The 12,527-nt window shown below is 70.9% G+C and carries 8 protein-coding genes; 5 read left to right on the top strand and 3 right to left on the bottom strand.

Translation table 11 applies throughout. From position 1 onward, the window contains the following. Nucleotides 1-34: 34 nt before the first annotated feature. Complete coding sequence (locus AMK24_RS09885) at nt 35-3,916, top strand: GH92 family glycosyl hydrolase (protein WP_073767187.1); 3,882 nt, start codon at nt 35-37, stop codon at nt 3,914-3,916. Nucleotides 3,917-4,010: 94 nt separating this feature from the next. Here AMK24_RS09885 and AMK24_RS09890 read toward each other — a convergent pair whose 3' ends face one another. Continuing rightward, on the bottom strand, nt 4,011-4,628 hold the full coding sequence (locus tag AMK24_RS09890; protein ID WP_073767189.1) for a histidine phosphatase family protein: 618 nt from the start codon (nt 4,626-4,628) through the stop codon (nt 4,011-4,013). Between the two features lie 565 nt (nt 4,629-5,193). On the opposite strand from AMK24_RS09890, the gene AMK24_RS35150 reads away from it, so the two are divergent. After that, nucleotides 5,194-5,325, top strand: a complete 132-nt coding sequence (locus AMK24_RS35150) for a hypothetical protein (RefSeq protein ID WP_274535067.1) — start codon at nt 5,194-5,196, stop codon at nt 5,323-5,325. Nucleotides 5,326-5,409: 84 nt separating this feature from the next. Here the strand turns inward: AMK24_RS35150 and acnA are convergent, their stop codons facing one another. Then, entirely contained in the window at nt 5,410-8,130 is a 2,721-nt protein-coding gene (gene acnA / locus AMK24_RS09900) for an aconitate hydratase AcnA (RefSeq protein ID WP_073767191.1), read from the bottom strand. A 403-nt stretch (nt 8,131-8,533) separates the two neighbouring features. Between acnA and AMK24_RS09905 the strand changes: the two genes are divergently transcribed. Next, nucleotides 8,534-9,001, top strand: a complete 468-nt coding sequence (locus AMK24_RS09905) for a DinB family protein (protein WP_242435156.1) — start codon at nt 8,534-8,536, stop codon at nt 8,999-9,001. 165 nt (nt 9,002-9,166) lie between these two features. Here the strand turns inward: AMK24_RS09905 and AMK24_RS09910 are convergent, their stop codons facing one another. Continuing rightward, nucleotides 9,167-9,619, bottom strand: a complete 453-nt coding sequence (locus AMK24_RS09910; RefSeq protein WP_073767195.1) for a VOC family protein — start codon at nt 9,617-9,619, stop codon at nt 9,167-9,169. 265 nt (nt 9,620-9,884) lie between these two features. Between AMK24_RS09910 and AMK24_RS09915 the strand changes: the two genes are divergently transcribed. Continuing rightward, nucleotides 9,885-10,304, top strand: coding sequence for a RidA family protein (locus AMK24_RS09915; protein ID WP_073767197.1), 420 nt, complete (start codon nt 9,885-9,887; stop codon nt 10,302-10,304). 327 nt (nt 10,305-10,631) lie between these two features. Further along, entirely contained in the window at nt 10,632-12,161 is a 1,530-nt protein-coding gene (locus AMK24_RS09920) for a helix-turn-helix domain-containing protein (RefSeq protein WP_073767199.1), read from the top strand. Nucleotides 12,162-12,527: the final 366 nt, after the last annotated feature.

A 12,527-nucleotide genomic window follows, 5' to 3' on the forward strand; every position in this document is an offset into this window, starting at 1 on the left:
GTCCATGCATTTTCCCGGGGAGGAACGGCTCGGCATGCAGCCACCCAGCGGCCTCAACCACGGCGCCGACAAGGCCCCTCACGCGGTCCCCCGCCCGGCCCCCCGCCGGAGACGGACCCCCACAGCAGCCGCCCTGGCGGCCTCCCTCGCGCTGGTGGTGATCGCCCCCGCGGTCGCCACCGCCCAGCCCTCCTCGCCGGACCGGAAGCCGTCCGGCGACCGGGCGTTCACCACCTCCTTCGAGGCGGACGAGCGGCAGCCGGACTGGCGCGACACCGTCGAGAAGGGGCCCGACGGCGAACCGCGCTCCTCGGGCGTGGACGGGGGCTACTCCTCCGGCATACCCGGCAACGTCACCGACCGGGTGACGGAGGTGCGCGCGAGCGCCGAGAACGCCGCGAGCGGCGAGGTCAAGGAGAACCTCGTCGACGTCGAGCCGGGCTCCAAGTGGCTGACGTTCGCGAAGACCGGCTGGGTCGAGTTCGACCTGGACGAACCGGTCAAGGTCGTGACGTACGCCCTCACTTCGGCCAACGACCACGCCGAACGCGACCCGCGGGACTGGACCCTCAAGGGCTCTGCGGACGGCAAGGAGTGGGCCGATCTCGACACCCGCACCGGCGAGACCTTCGCCAAGCGGCACCAGACGAAGACGTACGACATCGCGGGCGGCGCCGCCTACCGGCACTTCCGGCTGGAGATCGCGAAGAACGGCGGCGCGGACGCCCTTCAGCTCGCCGACGTTCAATTCTCGAACGGTGACACCTCCGCGCCGGCGCCCGAGGAGATGCGCAGCCGCCCCGACCGCGGCCCCTCCGGCTCCCCCACCGCGAAGTCGGGCGTGGGATTCACCGGAAAGAGGGCACTGCGTTACGCGGGAACGCACACGCCGGGCGGACGCGCGTACTCGTACAACAAGGTCTTCGACGTGAACACGGCCGTCACCGAGGACACCGAGCTGTCCTACCTCGTCCACCCCCAGATGAGCGAGACGGACCTGAACTACCCGGCCACCCACGTCGCGGTGGACCTCGCCTTCACCGACGGCACGTATCTGAGCGAGCTGAAGGCCACCGACAGCCACGGCGGGCTGCTGACGCCGCGGGGCCAGGCGGAGGCCAAGCGCCTGTACGTCAACCAGTGGAACAAGGTCTCCGCCCGCATCGGCACGGTCGCCGCGGGCAGAACGGTCGATCGCGTCCTGGTGGCGTACGACTCCCCCAAGGGCCCGGCGAAGTTCCAGGGCTGGATCGACGACCTCTCGATCGCCCCGAAGAAGCCCGAGAAGCGCAAGGCGCACCTGTCGGACTACGCGCTGACCACCCGGGGCACCAACTCCTCCGGCAGCTTCTCGCGCGGCAACAACATCCCGGCCACGGCGGTCCCGCACGGCTTCAACTTCTGGACGCCGGTCACCAACGCGGGTTCGCTGAGCTGGCTGTACGACTACCACCGCGGCAACAACGCCGACAACCTCCCCACGCTCCAGGCGTTCGGCGCGAGCCACGAGCCGAGCCCGTGGATGGGCGACCGGCAGACGTTCCAGGTGATGCCCTCGGCCGCGAGCGGCACCCCGGACGCCTCCCGGACGGCTCGCGCGCTGCCGTTCCGGCACGAGAACGAGACGGCGAAGCCGCACTACTACGGCGTCACGTTCGAGAACGGCCTCAAGGCCGAGATGACGCCCACCGACCACGCGGCCCGGATGCGGTTCACCTATCCGGGCGAGGACGCCAGCCTGATCTTCGACAACGTCTCGAACGACGGCGGGATCACGCTGGACGCGAAGACCCGCTCGTTCTCCGGTTACACGGACGTCAGGAGCGGCCTGTCCACGGGAGCGACCCGGATGTTCGTGTACGGCGTCTTCGACGCGCCGGTCACCGACAGCGGCAGGCTGAAGGGCGGCGGGGGCGACGACGTCACCGGCTTCTTCCGCTTCGACGCGGGCGAGGACCGCACGGTCAACCTGCGGCTCGCCACCTCGCTGATCGGCGTCGACCAGGCGAAGAAGAACCTGGCCATGGAGATCCCGGAGTCCACCTCCTTCGACCGCGTCCGGCACCGGGCGCAGAGCGCCTGGGACGACGTCCTGCGGACGGTCGAGGTCGAGGGCGCGAACGCCGACCAGCTGACGACGCTCTACTCCAGCCTCTACCGCCTGTACCTCTACCCGAACTCCGGCCACGAGAAGGTCGACGGGAGGAACCGGTACGCCAGCCCCTTCTCCAGGGCGACCGGCGAGAACACCCCGACCCGGACCGGCGCGAAGATCGTCGACGGCGAGGTGTACGTCAACAACGGCTTCTGGGACACCTACCGCACGACGTGGCCCGCCTACTCCTTCTTCTCCCCGAAGAAGGCCGGGAAGCTGGTGGACGGCTTCGTGCAGCACTACAAGGACGGCGGCTGGACCTCGCGCTGGTCCTCGCCCGGCTACGCGGACCTGATGACCGGCACCAGCACGGACGTGGCGTTCGCCGACGCGTACGTCAAGGGCGTGGAGTTCGACGCCGAGGCGGCCTACGAGGCGGCGCTCAAGAACGCCACCGTCGCCCCGCCCTCCTCCGGCGTCGGCCGCAAGGGCCTGAGCACCTCGGTCTTCACCGGCTACGCGGACACCGCCACCCACGAGGGCCTGTCCTGGTCGCTGGAGGGCTACGTCAACGACTACGGCATCGCCCGCATGGGCCAGGAGCTGTACAGGAAGACGAAGAAGGAGCGGTACAAGGAGGAGTCCGCGTACTTCATGAACCGGGCGCAGAAGTACGTCAAGCTCTTCGACGCCGAGGCCGGGTTCTTCCAGGGCAGGAAGCCGAACGGCGACTGGCGGCTGCCCTCCGGCCAGTACGACCCGCGCGTCTGGGGCTACGACTACACCGAGACCAACGGGTGGGGCTACGCCTTCACCGCCCCGCAGGACAGCCGGGGCCTGGCCAACCTGTACGGCGGCCGCGCGGGCCTGGGCAAGAAGCTGGACACGTACTTCTCGACGCCGGAGACCGCGGGCCCGGAGTTCGTCGGCAGCTACGGCGGGGTCATCCACGAGATGACCGAGGCGCGGGACGTGCGGATGGGCCAGTACGGCCACAGCAACCAGGTCGCCCACCACGCCACGTACATGTACAACGCGGCCTCGCAGCCGTACAGGACGCAGGAGAAGGTCCGCGAGGTGCTGGGCCGGCTGTACGTCGGCAGCGAGATCGGGCAGGGCATCCACGGCGACGAGGACAACGGCGAGCAGTCGGCCTGGTTCCTCTTCTCCTCGCTCGGCTTCTACCCGCTGGTGATGGGCAGCGGGGAGTACGCGATCGGCTCGCCGCTGTTCAAGAAGGCGACCGTCCGCATGGACGACGGCCGCAAGCTGGTCGTCAAGGCCCCGAAGAACAGCGACACGAACATCTACGTGCAGGGCGTGAAGGTCAACGGCAAGAAGTGGACCTCCACGGCGCTCCCGCACGAGGTGCTGGCCAGGGGCGGCACGCTGGAGTTCGCCATGGGCTCCAAGCCCTCCGCCTGGGGCACGGGCAAGGACGCGGCCCCGGTCTCGGTACAGAAGGACGACGAGGTCCCGACGCCCGAGGGCGACGCTCTGAAGGGTGACGGTGCGCTGTTCGACGACACCTCGGCGACCTCGGCGACGGTCGAGTCGGTGGAGCTTCCGGCGCCCTCGGCCACGAAGGGCGTCCAGTACACCCTGACCTCGGCGGCGGCGGCCAAGGCCCCGACCGGCTGGACGCTCCAGGGTTCGAAGGACGGCAGGACGTGGAAGGACCTCGACCGCCGCTCGGGTCAGTCCTTCGCCTGGGACCGGCAGACCCGGGTGTTCTCGGTGGCCGAGCCCGGCTCGTACACGAAGTACCGGCTGGTGCTGGCGGGTCCGGCGACGCTCGCGGAGGTGGAGCTGCTCTCCTGATCCGCAGGCGCTGAACCGGCGGCCGGCATCCCGCGGGGCGGGACGCCGGCCGTCGGCGTTCCCGCAGGCCGGCGGCGCGCGGCGAGGGGGGCGGTCACTCGGGCAGGAGGCTTTCCGGCAGGGCGACGTTGAGGGCGGCGACGACGGGCCGGCCGTGTTCGGTTCCGAGGCGGGAGAGGGCGCCGGTGGCGAGCTGGAAGAGACGGCCCTCGGCCGGGGTCAGCCCGAGGTAGCGGGCGGTGAGGACGCGCAGGAAGTGCGAGTGGGCGACGAGGGCGACGTCCGCGTCGCCGATCCCCTCGGCGGCCGACCGGACGCCCGCGAGCACCTGGTCGGCGCGCTGCCCGATCTGGGCGGGGCTCTCGCCGGGATGCTCGTCCGAGCCGGGGTCGACGCCGTCGGTCCACAGGTTCCAGAAGGGGCGGGTGCGGCGGATCGCCTTGGTGGTGATGCCCTCGTAGCCGCCGTAGTCCCATTCGCACAGCTCGGGGGTGACCCGGGGAGCGTGGAGCCCGGCCAGTTCGGCGGTGCGGCGGGCGCGGGTCATCGGGCTGACGAGGGTGAGCCCGATGTTCCGGTCGGCCAGCAGCGGGACGAGCGCGCGGGCCTGGCGCTCCCCGACATCGGTGAGCGGGAGGTCGGTCCAGCTCGTGTGCTGTCCGGAACGGGACCATTCGGTCTCGCCGTGCCGGATGAGGATCAGCTCGCCCATGGTGGTCCGTTCGCTTTCTGTGCAGGGGGTGGGGGAAGCGCAGGTGGGGCCACGTACCGTAGGGCCCTCGTCCGATCGACGTCCTGTGGGGGGACCTCATGTCCGCGATCTTTCCGGCTCCGCCGCCCGAACAGCCGCAGCGGGAGCACCGGGCTCCGGAGGGGGCGCCCCCGATGCCGGCTTCGCCGTGGGCCGCGCCCGCGGAGCTGCCGCGCAAGCAGCGTACGGGATTGGTCGTGGCGCTCGCCGTGGGCGGCGGGCTCATCGTGGCGGGAGGGGTGGCGGCCCTCGTCGTCTGGACGATGTCCTCGGTCCGGGACTCCGTCGCGCTGGAGCCGGAGCGGTCGGACGCACCGCACTCCGCACCGTACGGGGAGGAGCCGTACGAGGAGGAGACGGGGGAACCGTCGCCGGAGCCGGCCCCCGAGGGGGGCGTCTCGGTCACGACGTGCTCACGCGACTCCCTGATCGGCTGGCCGCACGCCGATCTGAAGATCGTGAACAGGACCGGGAGCCCGGCGGTCTACATCGTCACCGTCACGTTCGTGGACGGGGACGCGCCGAGGTGGCCGACGGCATCGCGGCCACCGAGGAACTCGCTCCCGGCGATTCGGCCGAGGTGCGGGCCCAGGGGACCGGCGAGGCGCCGGCGGGCACGAAGTGCCGGATGGGCGAGGTGGAACGGCACCCGCTGTGACGGCCCGGCGGACGGGCGGACGCGGAAGGGCCGCACCCCGGGGTTCCCGGCGTGCGGCCCTTCCTCACTCGGCTGCTGAAACGACTAGCTGCGGATCAGGCTGCGGAGCACGTACTGCAGGATGCCGCCGTTGCGGTAGTAGTCGGCCTCGCCGGGGGTGTCGATGCGGACGACCGCGTCGAATTCCACACCGGTGTCGGTGGTGACCTTGACCGTACGGGGGGTGGTGCCGTCGTTCAGCTCGGTGACGCCGGTGAAGGAGAACGTCTCCTCGCCGGTGAGACCGAGGTTCTCGGCGCTCTGGCCCTCGGGGAACTGGAGGGGGAGGACGCCCATGCCGATGAGGTTCGAGCGGTGGATGCGCTCGTAGGACTCGGCGATGACGGCCTTGACGCCCAGGAGCGCGGTGCCCTTGGCGGCCCAGTCGCGGGACGAGCCGGAGCCGTACTCCTTGCCCGCGAGGATCACGAGGGGGACGCCGGCGGCCTGGTAGTTCTGCGAGGCGTCGTAGATGAACGACACCGGGCCGTCCGCCTGCGTGAAGTCGCGGGTGTAGCCGCCCTCGGTGCCCGGCGCGATCTGGTTGCGCAGGCGGATGTTGGCGAACGTGCCGCGGATCATGACCTCGTGGTTACCACGGCGCGAGCCGTAGGAGTTGAAGTCGCGGCGCTCGATGCCGTGCTCCGTGAGGTACTTGCCGGCCGGGGTGTCGGCCTTGATGGCGCCGGCCGGGGAGATGTGGTCGGTGGTGACCGAGTCGCCCAGCTTGGCGAGGACGCGGGCGCCGGTGATGTCCTCGACCGGGGCCGGGTCCATCGACATGCCCTCGAAGTAGGGGGGCTTGCGGACGTAGGTGGACTCGGCGTCCCACTCGAAGGTGTCGCCGGTCGGGATCGACAGCGCCTGCCACTGGGCGTCGCCCGCGAAGACGTCCTGGTAGGACTTGTTGAACATGTCCTCGCCGATGGCGTTGGCCACGACGTCGTTGACCTCGGCCTCGGAGGGCCAGATGTCGGCCAGGTGGACCGGGTTGCCGTCCTGGTCGACGCCGAGGGCGTCCTTGGTGATGTCGACCTTCATCGAACCGGCGATGGCGTACGCGACGACCAGCGGCGGAGACGCCAGGTAGTTCATCTTGACGTCGGGGTTGATCCGGCCCTCGAAGTTGCGGTTGCCGGAGAGGACCGACGTGACCGCGAGGTCGTTGTCGTTGACGGCCTTGGAGACCTCCTCCGGCAGCGGGCCGGAGTTGCCGATGCAGGTGGTGCAGCCGTAGCCGACGAGGTTGAAGCCGACCTTGTCGAGGTACGGGGTCAGGCCCGCCTTGTCGAAGTAGTCGGTGACGACCTTCGAGCCCGGGGCGAGGGTGGTCTTGACCCACGGCTTGCGGGTCAGGCCCTTCTCGACCGCCTTCTTCGCCACGAGCGCGGCGGCGACCATGACGTAGGGGTTCGAGGTGTTGGTGCAGGAGGTGATCGCGGCGACGGTGACGGCGCCGTGGTCGATCTCGTACGTCGAGCCGTCGGGGGCCGTGACGGTGGTCGGGTTCGACGGAACGCCGTTGGAGACGGCCGGGGCGTCGGAGGCGGGGAAGGACTCCTTGCCGGCCTCGTCGACGCCGGTGTCGGAGACGTAGTTGCGTACGTCCGAGGCGAACTGCTGCGCGGCGTTGGCGAGGACGATGCGGTCCTGCGGGCGCTTCGGGCCGGCGATGGAGGGGACGACCGTGGCGAGGTCGAGTTCCAGCTTCTCGGAGAAGTCGGGCTCGGCGTTCGGGTCGAGCCAGAGGCCCTGCTCCTTGGCGTACGCCTCCACGAGGGCGACCTGCTGCTCGTCGCGGCCGGTCAGGCGCAGGTACTTCAGCGTCTCGTCGTCGATCGGGAAGATGGCGGCCGTGGAGCCGAACTCCGGCGACATGTTGCCGATGGTGGCGCGGTTGGCGAGGGAGGTCGCGGCGACGCCCTGGCCGTAGAACTCGACGAACTTGCCGACGACGCCGTGCTTGCGGAGCATCTCGGTGATGGTCAGCACGAGGTCGGTGGCGGTCGTGCCGGCCGGGAGCTCGCCGGTCAGCTTGAAGCCGACGACGCGCGGGATGAGCATGGAGACCGGCTGGCCGAGCATCGCGGCCTCGGCCTCGATGCCGCCGACGCCCCAGCCCAGCACGCCGAGGCCGTTGACCATGGTGGTGTGCGAGTCGGTGCCGACGAGGGTGTCGGGGTAGGCCTGGCCGCCCCGGACCATGACCGTGCGCGCCAGGTGCTCGATGTTCACCTGGTGGACGATGCCGGTGCCCGGGGGGACGACCTTGAACTCGTCGAAGGCGGTCTGGCCCCAGCGCAGGAACTGGTAGCGCTCCTTGTTGCGGCCGTACTCCAGCTCGACGTTCTGGCCGAAGGCGTCCTTCGTGCCGAACTTGTCGGCGATGACGGAGTGGTCGATGACCAGCTCGGCCGGGGCCAGGGGGTTGATCTTCGCCGGGTCGCCGCCGAGCTCCTTGACGGCCTCGCGCATGGTGGCGAGGTCCACGACGCAGGGCACGCCGGTGAAGTCCTGCATGATCACGCGGGCCGGCGTGAACTGGATCTCCTGGCTGGGCTGCGCCTGGGAGTCCCAGCCGCCGATGGCCCGGATGTGGTCGGCGGTGATGTTCGCGCCGTCCTCGGTGCGGAGCAGGTTCTCCAGCAGGATCTTCAGGCTGTACGGGAGGCGCGCGGAGCCCTCTACCTTGTCCAGCTTGAAGATCTCGTACGACTCGTCGCCCACGCGCAGCGTGCTGCGGGCGTCGAAGCTGTTCGCCGACACGACAGTCTCCTTCTTCAATGTGCGCGTATCTCCGCGCCGCGCCTCATTGGCAGTCGGCGCCGCGTTGCCTTCCGCGGCCCCGACCATCCGCTAAGGTAAGGCTTAGTTAGGTAACCCTTACCGGGCGGCGGCTGTGGTACGCCTCGGCAGATATCTCGATGTCGAGATAACTCTAGTACATAGCCGCGGTCCGGTCATGCCCAGGTGCCTCCGATGATCTCTCGCGGTGAAGGTCGGGCGTTGTCGTCGAGGGTCGGTGACCGCTAGGTTTTTTTCTCACCGGAGGTCGAGTGATCGTTCAGGACCGGTCGCCGGAGGAGACGGCGGGGGAACCGGTACGCGCGTACGGCGCTCCCCTCGTGCCCGGCGCCCGTGATGGGAGACTCTGATGGGCCCGTTCGATGTGCCGTTGGACGATGAACGAACTCAGCTCGACGCGTTCGTCGAGGAGTACCGGGACGCCTTGGAGGCGACCCTCGTCGGCCTCACCGAGGAGCAGGCCCGCCGCCGGCTCGTCCCGTCGGCGACCACGCTGCTCGGCTTGCTCAAGCACGTCACCTGGATGCAGCGGGTGTGGTTCGAGGAGTGCGTCGGCGGCACACCGCGTCAGGAGCTCGGCTTGGTCCGGAACCCGGACGAGTCCTTCCGGCTTGCCGACGACGACACCGTCGCCTCCGTCGCGGCGGCCCACCGGAAGGCCTGCGCGACGGCCCGGACGGTGGCCGCCGGCCTGCCGCTGGACACCGTCGTGACCGGCCACCGCGCCGGGCCGCGCACACTGCGCTGGGTGTACGTGCAGGTCCTGCGCGAGCTGGCCCACCACTGCGGGCACGCCGACATCCTGCGCGAGCAGCTGCTCGCCGCCGACTGAGCTCTGACCGGGCACCCGGGTGAGGAGGAACGGCTCCCCGGTCCGCGGGAAGCGGGAGCCGGGGAGGCGGGACGGGAAGCGGGACCGGGAACGGCGGCCGGGGAGCCGGCACGGGGGGGGAGCCACCGGCACCCCTTGCGCCGGGGCCGCCCCGGCCGCGCCGCGTCAGTCGAGGCAGAACTCGTTGCCCTCGACGTCCCGCATCACGATGCAGGACTCGTTCTCCTCGTCGGCGAGCAGCACGCGCTCGCACGCGGCCCCGAGCGGGATCAGCCGGTCCCGTTCGGCCTCCAGCGCGGCGAGGCGCTCCGCCCCGACGAGACCGGTACCGACCCGGACGCAGAGGTGGACCCGGTTCTTGACGACCTTGCCCTCGGGAACCCGCTGGAAGTACATCCGGGGCCCCACGCCGTTCGGGTCCTGGCAGACGAAGCCGGCGTCCCGCTTCTCGGGCGGCCGGGTCACCTCGTACGCCTCCCAGGTGGCGAACCCCTCGGGCGGCGAGGGGACGACGTACCCCAGCACCTCGCACCAGAAACGCGCGACGCGCTGCGGTGACGCGCAGTCGAAAGTGATCTGTACCTGCCTGACCGGTCCTGTCGAAGCCGTGGAAGTCATCCGGACACCGTAGAGGCGGGACCCTTCGCCCGGCTCGCGATTTCCGCCGGGCGCGGCCGGCGCCGCGGGGGCCACCGGAAAAGGAGGAGCGGGGCCCGGAGCGCTCCGGCAGGATGAGGGCGAGGGGCACGGGTGCCCCGGCCCACCGCGGCAAGGCCGACGCACCGCGGAGGACCCGGTGCCTCGGCACGCGCGGCAGGGCGCCGCGCACGCCGCCCGCTCCTCTCCCGCACCAGCAGGCCCGCACCCAGGAGACGACCCCACCGTGACCCGTAAGAGCGCCGTTTCCCTGATCCGTTCCCGCACCCTCTCCGACGTGGCCCAGTACGCCTACGCGGCCACGGCCCCCGCCGAGGCCCGGCTGATCTTCCTGGCCGGTTCGTGCCCGCTCGACGAGCACGGTGAGACCGTGGCCGTCGGGGACTACGCGGGCCAGGCGGCGCAGGCGATGAAGAACCTGCGGACCGCGCTCGCCGACGCGGGCGCGACGGTGGAGGACGTCATCAGCACGCGGGTCCTGGTGGCGTCGGCCCGTCAGGAAGACCTGGTGGCCGCATGGGGGGTGGTCCGGGACTCCTTCGGCGAGCACGACGTCCCCAGCACCCTGATGGGCGTGACCGTGCTCGGCTACGCCGACCAGCTCGTCGAGATCGAAGCGGTGGCCGCGGTCCTCGACGCACCCTGACCTCCACGTTCCCGCCCGGCCCGGCGCCGCCGCCGGGGCTCCCCCTGCGGACACCGACACCCCGGCCCGTACGGCCGCGCCGAACCGGGCCCGCTCTACCGCCCCTACAGACACCCGCCCGGCCCGCGAGGACCCCAGCCCCTCGCCCGTACGGCCGCGCCGGCCTGGCCCCCCGCGCCCGTATGGGCGACGATGCGAAGGGCCGGACGAGGCCCGGCGAGTGAAGGCCCGGCCCGCGGAGGGCCGGTGAACGCCTGTCGCCCGTCCGTCACTCGAATGGCACACCCCCGCAGCAGCCTCATCTCATATCTGAGATAGCCTGCCGGTATGTCAGACGACTACCTCGTACGCATCGGCAAGCTCATCCGTGACGCCCGTCAGCATCGGGGCTGGACACAGACGCAGCTCGCCGAGGCGCTCGGTACCAGCCAGAGCGCCGTCAACCGCATCGAGCGCGGCAACCAGAACATCAGCCTTGAGATGATCGCCCGCATCGGTGAAGCCCTCGACAGCGAGATCGTGTCACTCGGTTACGCCGGGCCCATGCACCTGCGGGTCGTCGGCGGCCGTCGCCTCTCCGGGGCCATCGACGTGAAGACCAGCAAGAACGCCTGCGTCGCGCTGCTGTGCGCCTCGCTCCTCAACAAGGGGCGTACGGTGCTGCGCCGGGTGGCCCGGATCGAGGAGGTGTTCCGCCTCCTGGAGGTGCTGAACTCCATCGGCGTGCGCACCCGCTGGGTCAACGACGGCGTGGACCTGGAGATCGTGCCGCCCGCGCAGCTGGACCTGGCGGCGATCGACGCGGACGCCGCGCGCCGTACCCGCTCGATCATCATGTTCCTGGGCCCGCTGCTGCACCGCACCGAGCAGTTCGCCCTCCCCTACGCGGGCGGCTGCGACCTCGGCACGCGCACGATCGAACCGCACATGATCGCGCTGCGCCGGTTCGGCCTGGAGATCGCCGCCACGGAAGGGCTGTACCACGCGCAGGTCGACCGCTCCGTCACGCCGGACCGGCCCATCGTGCTGACCGAGCGCGGCGACACGGTGACCGAGAACGCCCTGCTGGCCGCCGCCCGCCACGACGGGACGACCGTCATCCGCAACGCCTCGTCCAACTACATGGTCCAGGACCTGTGCTTCTTCCTCGAGGCGCTGGGCGTACGGGTCGACGGGGTCGGTACGACGACGCTCACCGTGCACGGGGTTCCGCAGATCGACGTGGACGTGGACTACTCCCCCTCCGAGGACCCGGTCGAGGCGATGAGCCTGCTGGCCGCCGCGGTGGTGACCGAGTCCGAACTCACCATCCGCCGGGTGCCGGTGGAGTTCCTGGAGATCGAACTCGCGGTGCTGGAGGAGATGGGCCTCGACTGCGACCGCACCCCCGAGTACGCGGCCGACAACGCGCGCACCCGGCTGGTGGACCTGACCGTACGGCCCTCCAAGCTGGAGGCCCCGATCGACAAGATCCACCCGATGCCGTTCCCCGGCCTCAACATCGACAACGTCCCGTTCTTCGCGGCCATCGCCGCCGCGGCGCACGGCCAGACGCTGATCCACGACTGGGTCTACGACAACCGCGCCATCTACCTGACCGACCTGAACCGCCTCGGCGGCCGGCTCCAACTCCTCGACCCCCACCGGGTCCTGGTGGAGGGCCCGACCCGCTGGCGCGCCGCCGAGATGATGTGCCCGCCCGCCCTGCGCCCCGCCGTGGTGGTGCTGCTGGCGATGATGGCGGCGGAAGGCACCTCCGTGCTCCGCAACGTCTACGTGATCAACCGCGGTTACGAGGAACTGGCCGAGCGCCTCAACTCGGTGGGCGCGCAGATCGAGATCTTCCGCGACATCTGATGCGGGGGTGCCGCCGCGCCCCGTCCCGACCTGCTGACAAGCGGGCCAGGGAGGGGTACGGCGGCATCTCGGGGACTTCGCTGGGGCGTGGGGCCCGCGGCGGGGCTGCGCGCCACGCTCCACGGGCCCGGCGGACCGGTCGCGGGTGGGGGGAGAGGCCGAGGGGGCCCGGACCACACGGTCCGGCGCTCCAGCCGGATCGACGCCTGCGCCCCCTGCCTGGCCTTTCGCCGCGCTGCCCCCGACAGCCTCCCCGGAGGCTGGGCCGTCGATGTGATGCGGCGAGGGGGCCTTGACCGTTCCTGTGGCCGTGCGGCAGGTCTCCTCGGCCCGGGAGGCGCGTCGAACGCATGATCCGGCCCCATG

Source organism: Streptomyces sp. CB02366 (assembly GCF_001905905.1).
Taxonomy (GTDB): domain Bacteria; phylum Actinomycetota; class Actinomycetes; order Streptomycetales; family Streptomycetaceae; genus Streptomyces.

Excerpts from the sequence above, each read along its gene's own strand:
- AMK24_RS09885 (WP_073767187.1), top strand. The coding sequence starts at position 35 with ATGCAGCCACCCAGCGGCCTCAACCACGGCGCCGACAAGGCCCCTCAC.
- AMK24_RS09890 (WP_073767189.1), bottom strand. The coding sequence starts at position 4,628 with ATGGGCGAGCTGATCCTCATCCGGCACGGCGAGACCGAATGGTCCCGT.
- AMK24_RS09910 (WP_073767195.1), bottom strand. The coding sequence starts at position 9,619 with ATGACTTCCACGGCTTCGACAGGACCGGTCAGGCAGGTACAGATCACT.
- AMK24_RS09920 (WP_073767199.1), top strand. The coding sequence starts at position 10,632 with ATGTCAGACGACTACCTCGTACGCATCGGCAAGCTCATCCGTGACGCC.